This window comes from Bacillota bacterium, from assembly GCA_023511455.1.
Lineage (GTDB): Bacteria > Armatimonadota > HRBIN16 > HRBIN16 > HRBIN16 > HRBIN16.
The window spans coordinates 37,635-56,759 of sequence record JAIMBJ010000021.1; the positions used below are offsets into that span (position 1 = coordinate 37,635).

Genomic DNA, 19,125 nt, shown 5'->3' on the forward strand with positions numbered 1-19,125 from the left:
GACATAGCAGGAGGAGTCTTCGCAACGTGCGTGGAGCCATCATCTTTTGCCTGTTCTGGTTGCTGATAGCGGGGGCGGCAAACGCCATCCCTCCGCCTGTTCTGAAAGCCAAATCGGCGATACTGGTGGATGCCGAGACCGGTCAGGTGCTGTACGAGTTGCGCGCGGACGAGCGTCGCGCCATCGCCAGCACCACCAAGATGATGACCGCCATCCTGCTGATTGAGCGGGGCAATCTGGACGACCTGGTCGTCGCTACCGAGAACGCTGTGAACACCCGCTACGCGAACCTGAACATGACGCCGGGCGAGACCATTCCCCTGCGCGATATGCTGTATGCCATTATGCTGCGTTCTTCCAACGACGGTAGCGTAGCGGCGGCAGAGTACCTGTGCGGTAGCGAAGAGCGGTTCGTCGAGCTGATGAACGAGAAGGCGCGAGAACTGGGCTTGACCAACACCCACTTCGCCAACTCGCACGGGCTCGACCACCCAAACCATTACTCCACCGCGCGCGATCTTGCGACCCTCGCGCGTTATTGCATCCAGAACCCGCTGTTCAACGAAATTGTGCGCACGCAAAAGGCGCGCATCCTGCGCTCGGTGAACCAGCAGGACGTGGTGGTGACCACGCACGCACGCTGTTTGAAGCACCTGCCGGGCGCGGACGGCATCAAGACCGGCTACACGGCAAAAGCGGGCAGATGCTTTGTCGGCTCGGTGACGCGCAACGGCTGGCGTCTGATTTCGGTGGTGCTGGGCAGTACCGACGCCGACAGGGATACCCATGCGCTCATCGAGTGGGCGTATAAGCAGTATACGCGCATTGATCTGGCGCAGGCGGGCGGACTGGTAGGCGAACTCAGGGTGGATGGAGCCAGACCGGAAGCCGTGCCTGTGGTGGCTGCCGCGCCTCTGCGTGTCATCGTACCGAGACGGTGGGGGAACGAAGTGAAGCCGGTGTTGCATCTGGATTCTGCCAGACCTCCCATCCAGCAGGGGCAGCCTTTGGGGGAGCTGCGGGCGGTGATCAACGGCAAGGTGATGGCAAAGGTGCCTGTCACCGCGGCGGTGGAGGCGAAAATGGTCACTCGCCTGAGCATTGCGCTGTGGATAGTGCTCGGTGCGTTCATCTGGGTGACCAGTCGCCTTGCCCGACGCGGGATGCTCCGCGGATATCGGGGTCGCAACAGCGTGCGCCGTTCGGGTATCATGAGGTGGGGGGATTGAACGATGTCTGATTGGCAGAGCAAACAGGAGCGTTTGATTGCCATTCTGCGAGAGATGGGCAGCGTGGCTGTAGGCTACTCGGGTGGTGTGGATAGCACCTACCTGATGCATATCGCACATGAAGCACTGGGCGATAGAGCCCTGGCAGTCATCGGCGACTCGGAGGCGTTTCCCGCAGGCGAGATCGAAGAGGCGCGAAACCTGGCGGAGTCGCGCGGCTGGCGATACGTGGTGGTGCGCACGCATGAGCTGAGCAACCCGCACTTTCGAGTGAACAACCCCGACCGCTGTTACCACTGCAAGACCGAGCTGTTCGGGGTGATAAGGCGGGTAGCGGACGAACACGGCATCCAGTGGGTGGCAGATGGTTCGCACGCGGGCGATGAGGGCGATTACCGTCCCGGAAAGCGCGCCGCGGCAGAGAGGGGAGTGCGCAGCCCCCTGCGCGAAGCGGGCTTCACGAAAGAGGACATTCGTCAGGCGGCACAGGCGGCGGGTTTACCCAACTGGGATAAGCCTTCGTTTGCGTGCCTTTCCTCACGATTTCCATACGGTACGGTCATCACACCGGAGCTGCTCGCACAGGTGGACGCTGCAGAGCGATGCCTGCGCGAGCTGGGTTTCCGACAGTTTCGGGTACGCCACCACGATACGATTGCACGCATTGAGGTGGAGAAAGCAGAGCTGGCGCGTGTGGTAGAGCTGGCAGACATCATCGTGCCGCGTTTCAAGGAGATCGGCTATCTGTATGTGACACTGGATCTGGCGGGCTATCGCACCGGCAGCCTGAACGAGCCGCTTCGTAAAGCGGGGCTCATCCGCACCGATTCGATCGAGGTAGCAACGCATGGACGTTAAAGCCTTAGAGCAGCTGTTGCAGGCGGTGCGCGAGGGTAGCCTCTCGGTACAGGATGCTTTACAGCAGCTCCGTGCCCTGCCTTATGAAAACTTGGAGTTTGCCCGCATCGACACCCATCGGGCACTGCGCGTCGGCTTCCCTGAGGTGGTGTTCTGTCAGGGAAAGACGCCAGATCAGGTGGTGGCGATACTGGAAAGGCTGGGCAACCGCCATCGAAAAGTCTTAGCCACCCGTGCTTCTCCCGAGCTGGCGTCGATGGTGACGGAGCGCATTCCACGCGCACGCTATCATGAGACGGCGCGTATTCTGGTGGTGGGTGAGAGCGAGCCAGAGAGCGAGATACCCCAGGACCGTTATGTGCTGGTCGTGGCGGCAGGGACATCCGACTTGCCTGTGGCGGAAGAGGCAGCGGTCACCGCACTGGAGATGGGCAGTCGGGTGGAACGGCTGTACGACGTGGGGGTAGCAGGCTTACACCGGCTGCTATCGCAATCCGAGAAGCTGTTCGCAGCCAACGTGCTGGTGGTAGTCGCCGGCATGGAGGGGGCTTTGCCCAGCGTGGTGGGTGGTCTGGTCAGCCGACCCGTCATTGCCGTGCCGACCAGCGTGGGTTACGGGGCGCACTTTGGCGGGCTCGCGCCGCTGTTGACCATGCTGAACTCCTGTGCGCCCGGCGTGGCAGTGGTGAACATCGATAACGGCTTCGGGGCGGGCTATCTGGCGCATATGATTAACTGCGGGTAGTACGAGTTTTTCGGAAAAAATCTCCCTTGAACCCTTGACAACCGTGTAGAAAAGGTGTATCATCTATTCGAAACGTTTCGCGAAACGTTTCGGAAAGTGAACGATGCCTGCGACTATTCGCGACATAGCCAAAAGACTGGGGATCTCCGTCTCCACGGTGTCCTATGCGCTGAACGGCGGTCCGCGCCCTGTGCCGGAGGAGATACGCCTGAAGGTGCTGGAGGTGGCGCGTGAGCTGGACTACCGCCCGAACCGTCTTGCTCGTTCGATGGTCACCGGCAAAACCGAGACCATCGCCGTTGTGCCGCCAGTGGTGACGCGCAACATGCTGCGCTCTCCCTACATCCACGCGATGCTATCCAGCATTGCCGACGCGGTCGGCGAGCACGGTTATGACATTCTGCTGCACACCTCTGCCACGCCAATGGATGACGTGACTCTGGTGCAGTCGTTGTTAAGCGGCAAGGTGGATGGTACCCTGCTCATCGCTCCGCTAGGCACATCGCAGGTGCCTCAGGAGCTGCATCTGCGCCACGTTCCATGTGTGGTGGTATCGGCAAGGATAGAAGGGATGCCCAGTGTGTGCGTGGATAACACAGCAGGTATCTTCGCGGCGATGGACTGGCTGTACGCTCAGGGTCATCGCAGGTTCGGCTTCGTGGGTGGGCCGCCAGCATTCTACGATGCTCAACAGCGCCTGCTCGCCTTTCGCCAGTATCTGGAGGAACGCCAGTTGCCCCTGCGCAGTGAGTGGCTCGCGGAAGGGGACTTTACGGCGCGAGGTGCGATGAGCGGTGCGCGGGCGATGCTGACCCTGTCGGAACGCCCCACAGCCGTCCTGGCGGCAAACGATGAAACCGCGGCGGGTATCCTGCAAGTCGCTCAGGAGCTGGGGCTGCGTGTGCCCGAAGACGTGTCGGTGGTGGGCTTTGACGACACGCCTTTTGCCCAGGTATTGTCCCCCCAGTTGAGTACTGTGCGCCAGCCGCTAGAGCAGATGGCTACTGAAGCGGTCAACATGCTCATGGAGTGGATAGAAAAGCGGGAACCGCCCGCCGACAGAGAACGGACGTTCGCGACGGAACTGGTGCTGCGGCAAAGCACAGCGCCGGCTCCCGGTCTACTATCTGAATCACCAGGAGGTCACACACCATGAAACGTTACGCATTTACGCTCATCGAGCTGCTGGTTGTTATCGCGATTATCGCGATACTGGCAGCGATTTTGTTCCCGGTTTTCGCTCAGGCGCGGGAAAAGGCGCGTCAAGCGAGCTGTCTAAGCAACATGAAGCAGATAGGATTGGCGACGCGCATGTACCTTCAGGACTATGACGAGGTCTGGTTCCCCGCCTGGCACAATCGCCCGGAAGGCAACGGGCACTGGTTCTTCCGCGTCTCGCCCTACATCAAGTCGGGCACGGGTGACAACTGGGATACCTATCGGCAGAGCAGTGAAATCCGAATCTGCCCGTCGGGTATCGCCAAACGGTTCAACTACTCCATGAACGGTCACATCTGCCCGCTGTGGGGTGATTGGGATGGCTGGGTGCACTATGTGCCCGACAGCGACTCGATCTTCACCCACCCGGCGGAGACCATTGTGTACGGCGATGGCACGCAGATTGGCGCATGGGGCTATGACACCTCCGCCAACTTCTGCTGGTGGCCCGGGCAGGAGTTCTGCTGGTGGGGACGCTTCCCCGAAGGCGATAACGATCCCCTGTGGAGGTTGCTGGACCGCGACCTGAGCGCCAGCGACTGGGACGGCAATAACTGGGACTGGACACGGAACCAGGGCTATGGTCAGGTGCGCTATCGCCACAACATGACCGCCAGCTTCGTGTTTGCAGACGGGCACGCCAAAGCGATCCGTCGTGGGTTGGTGAAGGTGCCATACAACTGGTCCCTCACCGGTAAGGATGAAAACGACTGGTCGCGGTAAGTAACCCTGTGCCGAGCCCCCCGCCCCGGTGGAGGGCTCGGCTTTTCAATCCTCGGCTTACGCCGCGCGCGCGAAGATGGGCGTCAGCTTTTCTGCCTCTGCACGCAGCTGTTGCTCCTCGCGCGGGGTGATTCGTCGGAAACGCCGCTCGCCCAGCTGCAACGCCATCTTGAAGATGTTCTCATCGCCCGGAGGGATGGCGGCGGTCACGTTGGGCAGGGACAGGGTGAAACGCAGCGCCAGCTCCGCCAGTTTCGGGTCGGTAATCGGCTCGTACCAGCATTTCTCCAGTCGTTTCGCGCCCTCTTGCCAGTGAGTCCGCGCCATCGCTTTCAGGGCAAGCAACGTCACGCCGCGTTTGGGAGCTTCCTTCAGCAGCTCCCAGCCGAAGTTACCCTTGAACAGCGTGACAAAGTTGAACGGGAACAGCGCGCTGTCAAACGGAAACCGCTTAATGGCTTCCAGGGCGACCTCTTCCGAATGCGCACTGAAGCCGATGTAGCGCACCTTGCCCTGCTCGCGTGCCTTCAGGAAGACCTCCATCGCGCCTCCGGGGGCAAAGCACTGCTCCAGCTCCTGCATGTTGGAAAGGGCGTGCAGCTGATAAAGATCAAAGTGGTCGGTCTGCAGTTTGCGCAGCGAGGCTTCCAGCTCTTCCTGTGCGCCTTTGGCGTCGCGTTTGGCGGTTTTGCACGCGAGGAAGATTTTGTCGCGGAAGGGCTTAATGGCGGGGCCCATTCGCTCTTCGGCATCCCAGTAGGTAGGCGCGACGTCGAAGTAATTGACGCCACGCTCGAACGCCTCGCGCGCGATGGCATCCGCCTCTTTTTGGGGCAATCGCGCCAGCACGATGCCTCCCAAACCGATGATGGAGAGTTTATCTCCCTTCTTACCATACGGACGTTTGGCAATCATGGTGCACCTCCCTCATACTCCGTCAGCCGTTGTTCCAGCACACGGGTGCTGTCTTGCAGTCCGCCTTCGCGGTTGCGGGCGACCCACAACCGGCGATGCTCGCCCAGTATCTCACGCATCTCGGCAGCCAGAGCCTGTCGCTCCGATTCTGTGCTAATGATACCCGTACGCACCGCCAGCGCGCGACGGCAACCGTGCAACAACATCCGCACCGCGTTGGCAAACTCGTCGACGATCAGGCTGGCGTCTGCCCTGTCCATGCGCGCGCGGGACAGAGGCTCGCTCACCGTGCGGATATAATCCATCGTCGCGCGGATGGTCTGCTCGGTCACGCCTTCGGGCATGGGCTGGGACAGCGAGGAATGCACGAAGTGGAACAGCACACTGGCGTTACCCACCAGATGCCCGATTTTCTGGTAGGCGTTGCCGAGGTCATAGACCAGCCTGCCCATCGCTTCCGCCTCATCGTGGAAAACGTGCGTATCCAGCGCGCACACGATGTCGAGGTCGCGGTTCGCCTGATAGCACCACGAGTATGCCGCACCCGCCGCAAATCCCAAGTAGCTCACCGGCAGATACTGCCAGTGCCCGTTATCGCCCCAGTCGGTTATCAGGTAGCCGATGGCGCCGTGTTTGAGACCGTTCTCGGCGGCGTTGCGCAGATTGCCAAGGCAGTTGTCCGTTCGCCCGACGATGGTGTTCCACGAGGAGGTACCCGGACACACGAAAAAGGGAATGCCCGACGCCGCGAACTTCGCGCCGTGTGCATCGAAGGGGTGTTCCGCCTCGTAGCCCCATTCCAGCGCGACCATGTCTTTGGGCAGCTCCGGCACCAGCTCAGGATGCTCCATGATGATGTCGCCCCAGAAGTGCATGGTGCGTCCGTGCCGTTGGACCAGCTCGTAAATCTTCAACAAAAACTCCAGATACACCCGTCCTTTGCCTTTGCGCTCACACTCCGCTTTGCTCTTGCCCTGGCCGAGGTCGAAGGTTTCGTCGCAGCCCACGTTGAACTTGCGGCTGCTGAAGTGCGGCAATAGCTCCTCGTACAGCCCGGCGATGAACTGCAGGCTTTCCGGGTTGGTGGGGTCGAGGCTGAAGGGTTCATCGCTATGTCCGCCCCACGGCCAGTCGAACCCGTCAGGGCATTCGGCGAGATGGCGATAGCGGGGCAACTTCAGCCAGCGGTGCATGTGCCCGAAGGAGTTCTGATTCGGAACCAGCTCCATGAACCGTTGGCGGCAGTAGGCGTCCAGCCGCAGGATGTCCTCGCCGGTCATCGGGCTGGCTTGCGCCCATGCTTCGCGGTGCTGGCGGTAGGCAAAGGTATGCTCGGTGTACAGCTCCAGATGGTTTATCTTCCACTCCGCCAGCTCATCCACCAGCGCAAACAGCGTTTCCAGCGTGGGCACCTTGTCGCGGCTGATGTCCAGCATCACTCCGCGCGAGGGGAAGTCGGGGTGGTCATCGATATCGCCACAGGGCAGCTCGCCTGCGCACTGGCGAAGTATCTGCCGCAGGGTCATCACCCCGTAGAACAGCCCCGCAGCGTCGCCAGAAACAAGGTGGATGCGCTCTGGCGTGATGCGCAACCGGTAGCTCTGTGCGGGAACGTCTGCGTCTGCTTCCAGAGTCAGGATGAACTGTGCCAGCGGGTCGCCCTCCGCACTGCCCGCCCAAAGGCTCCATTCCATGCCCTGCGTCTCCCACACTGCCTCCTGCAGGCGCGCGGCGATGGGGAACACCGTTTGCGGGTCACCCTGACAGACGATGCGGGCGTTATGGCGAAGAGGCAAAACACCCTGTGCCTCGCGCGTGCGGCGTGGTGTGGGTAGCAGAATCAGCTCGCTCAGGTTCATCGCAACGCTCCTTCCTTGAGAACGGATTCATCGGCAAAGCACATCAGCCATGCCAGCACCGACGCAACTCCTGTATTCAGTTGCACACGGGCAGGGGATAATCCTGTCTGCAGGGGAAGATTTCAGACAGGCGATGGAAATCGCTTCGTCCGCGACCGTGTGGAACGACGGCTCGGTGGGAGCCGTGCCGGAACACCTGCGATACACATGGGGCAGGGTCTCTACGGGAGAGGTGCTGGAAGAGGGCGGTGTACGGATGACCTCTGGGCAAGCCCCGACCTACCAATTCCGGGTGCCACAACCTGACCTGCCTCCATCCGACCTGTCTCTGGCCGTGGAAGGGCCGCCCTTCCTGCGCGGTAGAGTCTCCCTGAGCGGTCTCATCGTCGGTTACCTGTTCACCGGCGATATCGACGGCGATGGGGAGGTGACCCTGCTCGACTTCGGCAGGCTGGTGGCTGCGTTCGGCAGTACCGCCGGTGATGAGCGGTATGACATCGATGCCGACCTGGACGGGGACGGCGAGGTGGGACTGTTTGACTTCGCGCGGCTGGTGATGCACTTCGGCATGGCAGCGGAGGACTGACCTCACGCCATGCCGGCGAACACCGCCTTGATGACCTCATACGGGGTCGTGACGCCCCGCAGCACCTTCTCGCGCCCGTCCTCCAGCATGGTACGCATTCCTTCCTGACGGGCGATTTGCAGAATCTCATCGCCGGAGGCGCGCCGCAGGATGGCTTTGCGGATTTCGGGCGTGACTTTGAGCAGCTCAAAGATGCCCGTCCGCCCGCGAAAGCCCGTGCCGCGGCACGCCTCGCACCCCTTGCCGATGAAGAACTGATGCTTCGCAGGGGCGTCGAGCGGTAGCCCCAGCGCTTTCAGCTCCTCCGGATTGGGCTGGTAGGGCACGCGGCAGTTACCGCAAATGATGGGTACCAGACGCTGCGCCATCACCCGCACCAGCGTGGCGGCAATCAGGTAGTCCTCCGCACCCATGTCGATCATGCGACTGATGGTCTCCACCGCGTTGTTGGTGTGCAGGGTAGTGAAGACCAGATGTCCGGTGAGCGCGGCTTGAATGCCAATCTGCAGCGACTCGCGGTCGCGGATTTCGCCAATCATGATGACATCAGGGTCGTGGCGCAGGATGGCGCGCAGCGCTTTGGGGAAAGTCACCTTTTCGGTGACGTGTATCTGCATGATGTTGTCGGGGAACTCGTACTCCACCGGGTCCTCCACCGTGATGATGTTGCGGTGCTTGCGGTCGAGCAGGTTGATGGAGGCGTAAAGCGTGGAGGTCTTGCCCGCGCCGGTGGGGCCGGTCACCACCATCATGCCGTAGGCGGTTTGCAGGGACTGCTTCCAGTCTGCCAGCACGTCCGGCGGCATACCCAGCTTGTCCAGGTCCACGCGCATCTGCGCCGGGTCCAGCAGACGGATGGCGATGCGCTCGCCGTTGAGCGAGGGGATGCACGAGACGCGCGCACTGAGCTTGCGGTCGTTATACTCCATGTCGATGCGCCCATCTTGCGTCTCGCGTTTCTCGTCGATGTGCATGTCGGCGGCGAGCTTGACGCGGGTGATCATAGCCTGTATGAGCTCGGGGTCGGTAACGGTCTGGAATTCGTGCAGTAGCCCGTCGATACGGAAACGGATGCGCAGCAGGTTGCGCTCAGGATGGAGATGGATATCCGATGCGCCCGCGTCCAGCGCACGCATGAACATGAGGTCCACCGCCTGCACCGCCAGCGACAGCTCTTGCCCGCCCATCTCGCGCATGGTGCCCGGCTGTCGCATCATTAGTCGAAACGAGCGTCCTGAACTGCGCATCCCCTGATTGTACATGCCTCTTCCTCGCTACCTGCTGATTTCCAGAATGCGGATGTTGCGGAATCGCACGCGGCTGTTCTCGCCCCACGCGCCCTCGCCGCCATGCACCTGCAAGCCGATGTAACCCTCGCGCGGGTAGCGTGCCTCCGTGTCCTGAAAGTCTATCGTTTTGACACCGTTGAGCCAGGCGGTGATGTGTGCTGGCTGTCCCACGATGCGTACCCGTAGCTTGTTCCAGCCCTTCTCTTTGTACGCTTTCTGCCAGTCCTCGTACTGCACCAGAAATCCAGCCGTGCCGGACGCATACAGACTGCCCACATAACCGCCGTCGCGGTAGTCGATGGTAATCTGGTAGCCCATGCCGTCGTCGCGCGTGCGCAGGAACAGCCCGCTGTCCACCGGATAGTCTGCCTGAAACTCCAGTTCGATGTCGAAGTCGCTAAACTTGCGCTCGGTACCCAGCAGTCCGCCGGTGTGGTCGGTATCCTGATTACCCACCAGCGCACCTTTTTCCACCTTCCACACGCCGCCGCGCCCACCGTGCACCGCCATCAGCCGCCAGCCGTTCATGGTTTTGCCGTCAAACAGCTTCTGCCAGCGCGGCGCGGCGAGCACCGACACACAGAAAAGGGTCAGCAGAATCCATGTCCATCGCATCCTTGCGCTCCTAAACACTGATGGTATCCACCACGTTCCACCCGTTGACGTTTGTTAGCCTGTTGGCGAACTGGATGTCGGGCAAGTTGCGCCAGGGGTCGCGGATGCCGAGTGCCAGCCGGTAGCGTCCACCCGTGACCTGCAGTGGCATCTGCGTGCTGAAGCGGAAGTCACCAGGCAGCCATCGGGTGATGTCCACATCCGCGCGGTGTATCTGCGCCACGCTATCGTCCTCGCGCAGCAGAGCGATTTCCACCGCCCACGGGTAATAGAACGGCGCAACCCCCTCGTTGACGCCACGCACCTGCAGGTTCAGCATTCGTTCCCGAATCTGCCACGAGACTTCTGTCAGGCGGTACTGGTAGCCCATGCGCCGCACCATCCAGCGGGCGTTGTCCAGCTCCTGCGGGCTGAGGTCGCTCTCCAGAATAGGGCAATAGGGGCCGACCCAGCTCAGGTGCATTCGCTCCAGCATGGTGCGCGTCTTTGCCCACTCGGAGCTGAGGTACTTTTTGCCCTGCATGGGAACCATCTCCGCGCCGATGGCGGCTACTTTCCAGTTATCCTCTCTGCCCGCGCGTCGGAGGCTGGGCAGGAAGTACCAGTCTTGAGCCGGTTGCCCTTCGAAGCCGTCGGTGTCTTCGGGGAACATGTCATCGTGGTAGCCCAGCCATGGCTCGGAGGTGGCGGGGTAGGGATAGCGGGCAAGCAGAATCTTGTGGGGAAACGCCTGCCGGTAAGCGCGCACCACCGCCCGCTGTGTGGCTTCGCTGGCAAACAGTTCTGTGCGGGGCCAGGTGTGCCATTCGCCCCAGAACCCCAGTGTGCCCAGCGCCACAAAAGCCACTCGCGGGTTGCGGTTGTATCGCTCTCCCAGCGCGCCGATGAAGTCCAGCAGAGGGGTCAGCAGGCGCGGGTCGTCATAGTCCGGCGCAAGCCCCTTGCCGATATCGGGAATGTCATAGGGGCGCATCGCCACGCCACGATCAATGACCCACTGCGGCACGCCCACCGGCAGGTTAGGGTAATCCAGATACAGCCGGAACACCACATGCTTGCCGCGGGCGTTAGGGCTGTCCCACTTTTCACGTTCCCACTGCGCGAAGCGGTAGACGCCTCGTTCCGGCTCCAGCTCGCGCCAGGAGACGTACTGATAGGTCATTCGTGCAGGCAGTGCGTAGGTGCTCCACTCGTGGCTGTAGGCAGCCCAGCCCTTGAGCGGGTTGCTCAGCGGGCCTTCCGCCGGAGCCGGGCGCACCACACGCGATTGTACCGGACGCCGTTGTGCCATCGCGTTCACCTGCTGTATTTTAGAAGGATTCTGCCCCGATTGTCAACGAGCATCGTGGCTGTTCAGGATACCCAGAATGTAGCCGCAGGCTTGAGCCTGCGCTGTCTGCTCCTCTGGCAAAACCCACCCTTTTATGGTATCCTCTTTAGCGGTGTCCACGATGGAAAAAACCTCGGTACAAACCGTCGGCGAATCCCAGCAGTTGCGATTGCCCACCGTGGCGATTGTGGGGCGACCGAACGTGGGTAAATCCACCCTGTTCAACCGCCTGGTGGGCAGGCGTGTGGCGATTGTCGAAGATACGCCCGGCATCACTCGAGACCGCCTGTACGGGGAAGCCGAGTGGCGGGGACGTGCGTTTCAGGTGGTGGACACGGGCGGTGTGCTGCTGGAAGATGAAGACCCCCTCATCACGCAGGTGCGCATCCAGGCGCTGGCGGCGATCGAGGAGGCGGATGTTATCCTGTTCATGGTGGACGCAGTAGAGGGCATCACCCCTGCTGACGAGGAACTGGCGGATGTGCTGCGCACCACGACCAAACCCGTGCTGCTAATGGCAAACAAGGTGGACAACACCCGTCGCGAGGCAGACGCCGCCGAGTTCTATGCGCTGGGCTGGGAAGAGGTGTTCACCATCTCGGCGATACACGGACACGGCGTGGCAGAGGTGCTGGACAGGCTGATAGAACTGCTCCCTCCCGCTCGCCCTCTGGAGGAGGAAGACACCGCCATCAAAATTGCCATTGTGGGTAGACCCAATGTGGGTAAGTCCTCATTGGTGAACGCCATCCTCGGCGCGCCGCGCGTGATTGTCAGCGAAATCCCCGGCACCACCCGCGACGCGATAGACACTCCCGTCGAGCGCGATGGACAGAAAATGGTGCTGATCGACACCGCAGGTATCCGCCGTCCGGGCAAGGTGCAGGGTTCCATCGAGTACTACAGTATGCTGAGGGCGCAAAAAGCCATCCAGCGGTGCGATGTTGCGCTGCTGGTGCTGGACGGCCCGCAGGGTGTCACCGATGGCGACAAGCGTGTGGGCGGTTACGCGGTGGAGGAAGGTCGCGCCTGCGTGGTGGTGGTCAACAAGTGGGACCTGATGAAAAACCCCACCAGCAAGGCGTTAATGATGGACTTCACGCGCATTTTCCGCAAAGAGTGTCCGTTCCTGCAATTTGCGCCGCTGGTGTTCGCGAGTGCGCTGACCGGCATGGGCGTTTCGGGTGTGGTGGATACTGCGCTGGAGGCGGCGGAAGCACACGCCCACCGCATACCCACCGGCGTGCTGAACCGTCTCATCCACGATGCGGTGGATGCCCGCCCGTACAGCCGCAAGGGCAAGATGCTGAAGGTCTATTATGCCACCATGCCCTCGGTGAAACCGCCGACGGTGGTGCTATTTGTGAACGACCCGGACATCGTGCATTTCTCATACCTGCGCTATCTGGAAAACGCCATCCGTCAGCAGTTTCCACTGGAGGGGACACCCATCCGTATCGAGGTGCGGGAAGCGAAAGGCAAAGCGAGGGATGAGTGAACATCCTCTGGAATCACTGACCGACGCGCAGTTGCAGGAGCTGGGTATCCGCGATTTACAGCGGGCGCGTACCATCTTCGAAATCCTGCGAGGATGGGGACCACACGCCGAAGCCTTTGACCGGATGCTACCCCACCTGCTGCAGGCAATGAAGCTCTCGCCCGACCCCGATATGGCTTTGAACAACTTCGAGCGCTGGCAGGCGAACCTGGCAAACCGCTTGCCCTACTACCGCTTCCTTGCCGAGAACCCGACCGTGCTGGAGATTTTCTTTACGGTGTGTGCCACCAGCCAGTTCTTCTCCGAAATCCTCATACAGAACCCGGAATATTTTGAGTTCTTTTCCGACCCCAGCCTGCGCCGACGTCCCAAAACCGCTGCTCAGCATTACCGCGACCTGCAGAATCTGATGCGCACCTGCGCCAGCTACGGGATGAAGATAGATGCCCTGCGCCGTTACAAGCAGCGTGAGGTGCTGCGTATCGGCGTGATGGACATTCTGGGTGTGCTGGACCTGCCGGAAGTGGCGCAGGCTTTCAGTGACTTCGCCGATGCCTGTGTGCAGGTAGCGTACGAAATGGCGCATGAAGAGCTCTCTGTCCGCTACGGGATGACCGGCACCCCCGCCTTAGCCGCCATCGGCATGGGCAAGTTGGGTGGCAGGGAGCTCAACTATTCCTCCGATATCGACCTCATTTTTGTGCATCACGACGAAGTGGGTGTGACGGGCAAACTGACGGGCACGCAGTACGCCGAGCGTCTGGCACAGGAGATAGTCAACGTGCTGGCCAGAAACACCGAGCGCGGCTTCGTCTTCCGGGTCGACCTGCGCCTGCGCCCCGAGGGCAGATACGGTCCTCCCAGCCGTTCACTCAGCAGCTACCGCAACTACTACGAGAGCTGGGCGGAGACATGGGAGCGACAGGCGTTGATTAAGGCGCGTTTTGTAGCAGGCGACCCGCGCGTGGGCGAGGCGTTCGTGCGCATGGCGGAGGAATACACCTACCAGAGCTATGTGCCCGCCGAATGGGTGGAGGACATCCGCCACAACAAACGGCGTCTGGAGCAGAAAGCCGCCCTTGCCGACGAAACGCATACCAACGTGAAAATCGGGGAAGGGGGTATCCGCGATATCGAGTTTGCCGTGCAGTTGCTGCAACTGCTGGTGGGTGGTCAGCATCCCTCGGTGCGCACGAGCAACACGCTGGAGGCTTTGCAACGTCTGCGTCGGGAAGGGTTCCTCACCCCGGAGGAAGCCATCATCCTGCGGGAAAGCTACTGTTTCCTGCGCACCGTCGAGCATCGGTTGCAGATACTGTATGAACAGCAAACCCAGAGACTGCCAGCCGACCCCCGACAGCTGGAACTGCTGGCGCGGCGCATGGGTTTCGAGAACGCCGAATATTTCCGCGAAACATATGACCGCGTCCGTGCGCAGGTGCGCGACATCTTCCTGCGGGTTTTCTACGGTGAGGCGGGCGACCGCGTGATGCAGCAACAGGAGAGCATTCTGCGCGACCTGCTGAGCGCTATCGACGACCCCAGAGCGCAGGAGAAAGTGCGCCAGCATCTGGAGCAAAACGGCTTTCGCGACCCGCAAGCGGCTTTGCGCCTGATGCAAATCCCGCTGATGGGCACGGATGCAGGAATAGAAGAGGCTTCTGGTATCGAGTCTATCGCTCGCGGCGCAGCCAGCCCCGCCATGCGCCAGAGCTTTCTGCGTATCGCACCCGCGTTGATGACCTACGCCTCGCGCAGTCCCTCGCCCGATGATGCCCTGCTGGGCATTGAAACCCTTGCGCTGGCAGTGCCTAACCGCGCGCAGCTCTACACCGCTTTCGCAGACAGTCCGGAGGTGTTGCGCCGACTGGTAGAGCTGGCTGGAGCCAGTCCCCCCACCATGCGCCTGCTCAGCAACCATCAGGAGCTACTGGACACCCTCTTCAGTGAGGAGATTATCGAACATGAACCCAAGGGGCGCGAGCAGATGCGGGATGAACTGCGCCAGCGGCTGGGCTTGCCGGAAGAGCTGCGCCCCGGCACCCCGCGCGGCTATCCGGAGCGGCAGGCACAGACGATAGCCTCCTTCATCCGACGCGAGAGGTTGCGCATCATCGCCCGGGATGTGTGGGGCGAGGCGCGCGGCGTGGATACCGCCAGAGACCTGACCAACCTGACCGAAGCGGTGCTGGAATGCGCGCTGCAGATGGTTCAGGCGAGCGCTATCGAGCAAAACCCCGAGTGGGAAGAGGTGCTTCGCTCGGTAGCGATTGTCGGCATGGGCAAACTGGGCGGATGGGAACTCGGGTACGCCTCCGACGCGGATATCCTGTTTGTGTTTGAACACCCTGCCTCTGTCTCGCACGCCGAGGCGTACGCTGTTACCGCGAAGATGTGCGAGGAGTTCCTGCAGCTGTGCCGATTGGTGCGCGCGCAGGATGTGCCGCTGGAGGTAGATGCCCGGTTGCGCCCGGAGGGGCGTTTTGGAGCCATCGTGCGAACCACAGACGATTACCGTCAGTACTACCTCACGCGCGGTGAAACCTGGGAACGGCAGGCGTTGATTAAAGCCCGCCCCGTCGCAGGTAACCCGACGGTAGGCGAGAGATGGCGTCAGATGGTGGAAGAGGAGGTGGTGTATGCGCGCGGGTTGACTGAAGAGGAGATGGAGTCCATCCGCCACATCAAGCGCAGGGTGGAAAACGAACGCCTCAAACCGGAGTGCCGCTGGCGCGATGTGAAACTGGGGCATGGTGGTATGGTAGACATCGAGTTCACCGTGCACGCATGGCAGCTGCGGGTTGGGAAGCAACACCGCAGTGTGCGCCACACCAGCACCCTCTCCGCCCTGTATGCCCTGCGCATGATTGCGCTGGTCTCACCGGCGGACAGCCGTAACGTGGCGGAGGCTTACCCCCTCTGGAGTACCATACGTAACGCACTTACCCTGCGTCACGGTATACCGCGCGATGTGATACCCGATGATGAGGCGGAGCTAAGGGTACTGGCCCGGATACTGGGCAGGGAAGAGCCGGCGCAGATGTTGCAGGAGTTCGAACAGCTGATGCGCGAAGTAAGAGGGTGGGTGGAGCGCGACCTGTTTGGGGATTGATATTCATGTCTGTGTCTGATTTGCTGTTATGGTTTGCAAGGGATTACGGGCTGGCGCTGCTGGTCGGCTATTTGGTCGGGGGTATCCCCTTCGGCTGGTTGATTGCCAAACTGTGGAAAGGGGTCGACCTGCGCGAGGTGGGCAGCGGCAACATCGGCGCGACCAACGCCTATCGCGTGCTGGGACCGGCAGCAGGTATTATCGTCTTTCTGCTGGACACCGCTAAAGGCAGTGTGCCTATCCTGCTGGGCAACGTTTTCGAGTGGGACGGCATCTCGGCGGGTATCGGCGCGATTGTGGGGCACAGCTTTTCACCGTACCTGCGCGGGAAGGGCGGCAGGGCGGTCGCCACCAGCCTGGGAGTATTCCTCGCGCTTTCACCATGGGCATCGCTTTGTGCATTTGCCACGTGGGGCGTGCTGGTGCTTCTCACACGCTATGTGTCAGTAGCCTCTGTGTTCGGCTCTCTATCCCTGCCGCTGGTGTGGATGTGGGTTTTCCAGACGAACGGTATCGTGCATGGAGCGGCTCTGCTCGCGGCGTTGTGGATTACCTGGAAGCACCGTCCGAACTTCCAGCGGCTGCGGGCTGGCGCGGAACCACGAGTGAATCTTTGGGGGAGACGCTGATGGGGAAAGGACATCATCCATACGTGCAGCTGGCGCGTGAAGCTGTGGAGCACTTCTTGAGGGACAGGGAAATCATTGAGCCGCCTCCCGATTTGCCACCACCTCCGACAGAAAAATGGCAGGGCGTTTTCGTTTCGATACACACTGCGGATGGGCAGCTGAGGGGCTGTATCGGGACGCTGCGTCCGCTACATCCCGACATCGGCAGGGAAATCATCGCGGTCGCGCTGGATGCGGCGCTGAAGGACCCGCGCTTCCCGCCGGTGGACGTATCGGAGTTGCACGACCTGGAGTACACCGTATACGTGCTGCATCCGCCTGAACCGGTGCAATCGGTGGAGGAGCTCGACCCGCGTGTGTATGGGGTTATCGTGTACACGGAGGACGGTCGGCGGGGTCTGTTGCTGCCCGATTTGCCGGAGGTGAACACCGTCGAAAAACAGCTGCAAATCGCCTGCATGAAGGCGGGCATCGCCCCTGGCGAATCGTTCTCGTTGGAGCGGTTCAGGGCGGATAAGTTCGAGTGAGGTAATGATTGCGTGCCGCGTCAGGCTCTTACCGGCTGCACCAGCCTGCCGTCGCGTAGAGAGTAGATGCGGTCGGCGTCCGCCAGCATCTCGGGGTCGTGCGTGACCACCACCACCGCCCCTCTCTCGCGGTAGTCCGCCAGCAGACGAATGACCGCATGTCCGTTGATATGGTCTAACGAGGCGGTGGGTTCGTCCGCGAAGATAATCTGCGGTTGATGCACCATTGCCCGCACCACACACACCCGTTGCCTCTCCCCGCCCGACAGCTTGTGCGGGTAGCGGTTGGCGAGATGCAACAGCCCCAGCTGCTCGAAGAGCTGCAGTGCCCTCCCATACGCCTCGCGGTCGCCCGGCACCGCCACCAGCACATTCTCCAGCGCGGTGAGATACGGCAACAGGTATGGCTGCTGGAACACGAAACCGAACTCACGCCGACGCAATTGCATCCGTTCTCGCTCGCTCATCAGGTGAATCACCCGATTGTGAAAGCGCACCTCGCCACTGGTAGGCAGCTTGAGACCGCTCATCAGGTACAGCAGGCTACTCTTGCCCGAACCGGAAGGTCCCATGATGCCCACGAACTCGCCCTGCCGCACCTCTACCGATACGCGGTCCACCGCCAGTACCACGCGCTCCGCCTCCCGATATGCCAGCGTCACCTCGTCCGTCCACAGCATTTGCCTACACCTTCCGCTCGATCACCAGCACAGGGTCCATCGCCAGCAGACGCGGCCCCACCGACATTGCCGCGAAAGCCAGCACCGCAATCGGCACGGGGATGGTGTACCGATATGCCTGCCAGTCCATCGGCTGCAGCAGCATCCCGCGCGGTTCGAACACCCACCAGTACAGTGCCCACAGGATACCCATACTCAGCAGAACGCCTGTCGTCCAGCCCAGCATGACCAGCAGCGCGGTTTCCCGCACCACGCGCCACAGCAGCATCCCCCGCGTGTAGCCCATCGCGGCAAGCAGGGCGAACTCCGGCAACCTCTGCATGAAGAAGATGTTGGAGAGCATACCCATCATGATGGCAATCACCAGCACCACGATGGTAATCACAATGTTCATAATCAGATACAGGTTTCTCAGCGACGAGCGCAGTTCTCGCACCAGCTGCCCGTATGTGAACAGCCGCACCTGTCGCTTGTCCAGAGCTTTGTCGAGCCGCCTGTCCAGTTCGGGTTGCTGTTGCGGTGTGGGCGCGGCAACCACAATCTCTTCCAAAGGGGGGAAATAGTGCTTTTGCACGAACTCTTTGGAGATAACGGCGAACCAGTTCTCGCCGTCCAGCAGCCCCACCAGTTTCGCCGGCACGGGGGCGAAGCTGTCTTCTATGTTGGGCGCGAGTACCACATCACCGATTTTCAGGTTGCGGTTACGCGCAATGCCCACCGACAGCGCGCACGCCGCTTCGCCCTCGCGCGGCAACCTGCCCTCTACCAGCCTCATGCGGGTCAGGCGCAACATCTTCGGCATATCCTCCTGCGTTAAGCCGAACAGCACGAACGGAAACTTGCCGAAGATGGTGTGGATGTTGGTGAAGCACACGCTGATACGGTAAATCTCTCTGGCAAGCGGCTCGGCGCGGATGGTCTGTTCCGCTCTGGGGTCTACCTGATTGCCATTGCGCGGCACTGCCACCAGAAAATAGCGGTTATAGCCGTATACGGTGAGCACGGTGAGGTCGATACTGCGGATAATGGTGACTACCGTGCCTATCAGCACCACCGACAGCACAATAACCAATGCCATCGGCGCGGTACGCGAGAGGTTGCGCCGAAAAAAGAGCCACGCGGAAAGCGGATTGGTCGCTGCCAAAACAGCCGGAATAGCTTCCCTCTTCTCTGCCGTCTGCATACTTCCAGTATACTTGAGCGGGGGGGAGCAAAATCAAGGGAAGCTGGCTACCTGTGGTTTCCAATTTGAAATGTCCTATTTTATTCCCAATTTGAAATGTCACATCGTCTTAATCCCCGGAAATACCTT

Annotated in this window: 16 protein-coding genes and 1 pseudogene; 10 read left to right on the forward strand and 7 right to left on the reverse strand. The window is 61.2% G+C overall.

Going from position 1 to position 19,125, the window contains the following annotated elements:
* Positions 1-26 precede the first annotated feature (26 nt).
* The 5 genes and pseudogenes from K6U75_11520 to K6U75_11540 all read left to right on the forward strand — a co-directional run bounded on the left by K6U75_11520 (position 27) and on the right by K6U75_11540 (position 4,167).
* Positions 27-1,229: a D-alanyl-D-alanine carboxypeptidase gene (locus tag K6U75_11520; protein MCL6475668.1), complete on the forward strand. Its 1,203-nt coding sequence runs from the start codon at positions 27-29 to the stop codon at positions 1,227-1,229.
* Between the two features lie 3 nt (positions 1,230-1,232).
* Complete coding sequence (gene larE / locus K6U75_11525; protein ID MCL6475669.1) at positions 1,233-2,087, forward strand: ATP-dependent sacrificial sulfur transferase LarE; 855 nt, start codon at positions 1,233-1,235, stop codon at positions 2,085-2,087.
* Positions 2,077-2,832 (forward strand): nickel pincer cofactor biosynthesis protein LarB, encoded by a 756-nt coding sequence (larB, locus tag K6U75_11530; protein MCL6475670.1) that lies wholly within the window; start codon positions 2,077-2,079, stop codon positions 2,830-2,832. Before larE ends, larB begins: the two co-directional genes overlap by 11 nt.
* Positions 2,833-2,935: 103 nt before the next feature.
* Entirely contained in the window at positions 2,936-3,988 is a 1,053-nt protein-coding gene (locus tag K6U75_11535) for a LacI family transcriptional regulator (protein ID MCL6475671.1), read from the forward strand.
* Positions 3,985-4,167, forward strand: a pseudogene (locus K6U75_11540) (DUF1559 domain-containing protein). Before K6U75_11535 ends, K6U75_11540 begins: the two are co-directional and overlap by 4 nt.
* Positions 4,168-4,830: 663 nt before the next feature.
* Here the strand turns inward: K6U75_11540 and K6U75_11545 are convergent.
* Positions 4,831-5,685 (reverse strand): aldo/keto reductase, encoded by an 855-nt coding sequence (locus K6U75_11545; protein MCL6475672.1) that lies wholly within the window; start codon positions 5,683-5,685, stop codon positions 4,831-4,833.
* Positions 5,685-7,547, reverse strand: a complete 1,863-nt coding sequence (locus K6U75_11550) for a family 20 glycosylhydrolase (protein ID MCL6475673.1) — start codon at positions 7,545-7,547, stop codon at positions 5,685-5,687. Before K6U75_11550 ends, K6U75_11545 begins: the two co-directional genes overlap by 1 nt.
* Positions 7,548-7,680: 133 nt before the next feature.
* Between K6U75_11550 and K6U75_11555 the strand changes: the two genes are divergently transcribed.
* On the forward strand, positions 7,681-8,133 hold the full coding sequence (locus K6U75_11555) for a hypothetical protein (GenBank protein MCL6475674.1): 453 nt from the start codon (positions 7,681-7,683) through the stop codon (positions 8,131-8,133).
* A gap of 2 nt (positions 8,134-8,135) precedes the next feature.
* On the opposite strand, the gene K6U75_11560 is transcribed toward K6U75_11555, so the two are convergent.
* From K6U75_11560 to K6U75_11570, 3 genes are read right to left on the reverse strand one after another with little or no spacing between them, the layout of a single operon-like run.
* Positions 8,136-9,395 carry a GspE/PulE family protein gene (locus tag K6U75_11560; protein ID MCL6475675.1) on the reverse strand — a complete coding sequence of 420 codons (1,260 nt, stop codon included), beginning with the start codon at positions 9,393-9,395 and terminating at the stop codon, positions 8,136-8,138.
* 12 nt (positions 9,396-9,407) lie between these two features.
* Positions 9,408-10,037, reverse strand: coding sequence for a DUF1080 domain-containing protein (locus K6U75_11565; GenBank protein ID MCL6475676.1), 630 nt, complete (start codon positions 10,035-10,037; stop codon positions 9,408-9,410).
* Between the two features lie 10 nt (positions 10,038-10,047).
* Positions 10,048-11,328 carry a DUF4832 domain-containing protein gene (locus tag K6U75_11570; protein MCL6475677.1) on the reverse strand — a complete coding sequence of 427 codons (1,281 nt, stop codon included), beginning with the start codon at positions 11,326-11,328 and terminating at the stop codon, positions 10,048-10,050.
* Between the two features lie 202 nt (positions 11,329-11,530).
* Between K6U75_11570 and der the strand changes: the two genes are divergently transcribed.
* The 4 genes from der to amrA are packed head-to-tail and all read left to right on the forward strand — an operon-like array spanning position 11,531 to position 17,133.
* Complete coding sequence (gene der, locus K6U75_11575) at positions 11,531-12,865, forward strand: ribosome biogenesis GTPase Der (GenBank protein MCL6475678.1); 1,335 nt, start codon at positions 11,531-11,533, stop codon at positions 12,863-12,865.
* A complete protein-coding gene (locus K6U75_11580; GenBank protein MCL6475679.1) occupies positions 12,858-15,977 on the forward strand; it encodes a hypothetical protein in 3,120 nt (1,039 codons plus the stop codon). Before der ends, K6U75_11580 begins: the two co-directional genes overlap by 8 nt.
* Before the next feature lie 5 nt (positions 15,978-15,982).
* A complete protein-coding gene (plsY, locus tag K6U75_11585; protein ID MCL6475680.1) occupies positions 15,983-16,606 on the forward strand; it encodes a glycerol-3-phosphate 1-O-acyltransferase PlsY in 624 nt (207 codons plus the stop codon).
* Entirely contained in the window at positions 16,606-17,133 is a 528-nt protein-coding gene (gene amrA / locus K6U75_11590) for an AmmeMemoRadiSam system protein A (GenBank protein MCL6475681.1), read from the forward strand. Before plsY ends, amrA begins: the two co-directional genes overlap by 1 nt.
* A 20-nt stretch (positions 17,134-17,153) precedes the next feature.
* On the opposite strand, the gene K6U75_11595 is transcribed toward amrA, so the two are convergent.
* Entirely contained in the window at positions 17,154-17,813 is a 660-nt protein-coding gene (locus K6U75_11595) for an ABC transporter ATP-binding protein (protein MCL6475682.1), read from the reverse strand.
* A gap of 4 nt (positions 17,814-17,817) precedes the next feature.
* Positions 17,818-18,996 carry an ABC transporter permease gene (locus tag K6U75_11600; protein ID MCL6475683.1) on the reverse strand — a complete coding sequence of 393 codons (1,179 nt, stop codon included), beginning with the start codon at positions 18,994-18,996 and terminating at the stop codon, positions 17,818-17,820.
* Positions 18,997-19,125 lie beyond the last annotated feature (129 nt).

Excerpts from the sequence above, each read along its gene's own strand:
- K6U75_11570 (MCL6475677.1), bottom strand. The coding sequence starts at position 11,328 with ATGGCACAACGGCGTCCGGTACAATCGCGTGTGGTGCGCCCGGCTCCG.
- K6U75_11580 (MCL6475679.1), top strand. The coding sequence starts at position 12,858 with ATGAGTGAACATCCTCTGGAATCACTGACCGACGCGCAGTTGCAGGAG.
- K6U75_11550 (MCL6475673.1), bottom strand. The coding sequence starts at position 7,547 with ATGAACCTGAGCGAGCTGATTCTGCTACCCACACCACGCCGCACGCGC.
- K6U75_11600 (MCL6475683.1), bottom strand. The coding sequence starts at position 18,996 with ATGCAGACGGCAGAGAAGAGGGAAGCTATTCCGGCTGTTTTGGCAGCG.
- K6U75_11595 (MCL6475682.1), bottom strand. The coding sequence starts at position 17,813 with ATGCTGTGGACGGACGAGGTGACGCTGGCATATCGGGAGGCGGAGCGC.
- larB (MCL6475670.1), top strand. The coding sequence starts at position 2,077 with ATGGACGTTAAAGCCTTAGAGCAGCTGTTGCAGGCGGTGCGCGAGGGT.
- K6U75_11535 (MCL6475671.1), top strand. The coding sequence starts at position 2,936 with ATGCCTGCGACTATTCGCGACATAGCCAAAAGACTGGGGATCTCCGTC.
- larE (MCL6475669.1), top strand. The coding sequence starts at position 1,233 with ATGTCTGATTGGCAGAGCAAACAGGAGCGTTTGATTGCCATTCTGCGA.
- amrA (MCL6475681.1), top strand. The coding sequence starts at position 16,606 with ATGGGGAAAGGACATCATCCATACGTGCAGCTGGCGCGTGAAGCTGTG.
- plsY (MCL6475680.1), top strand. The coding sequence starts at position 15,983 with ATGTCTGTGTCTGATTTGCTGTTATGGTTTGCAAGGGATTACGGGCTG.
- K6U75_11560 (MCL6475675.1), bottom strand. The coding sequence starts at position 9,395 with ATGTACAATCAGGGGATGCGCAGTTCAGGACGCTCGTTTCGACTAATG.
- K6U75_11565 (MCL6475676.1), bottom strand. The coding sequence starts at position 10,037 with ATGCGATGGACATGGATTCTGCTGACCCTTTTCTGTGTGTCGGTGCTC.
- K6U75_11555 (MCL6475674.1), top strand. The coding sequence starts at position 7,681 with ATGGAAATCGCTTCGTCCGCGACCGTGTGGAACGACGGCTCGGTGGGA.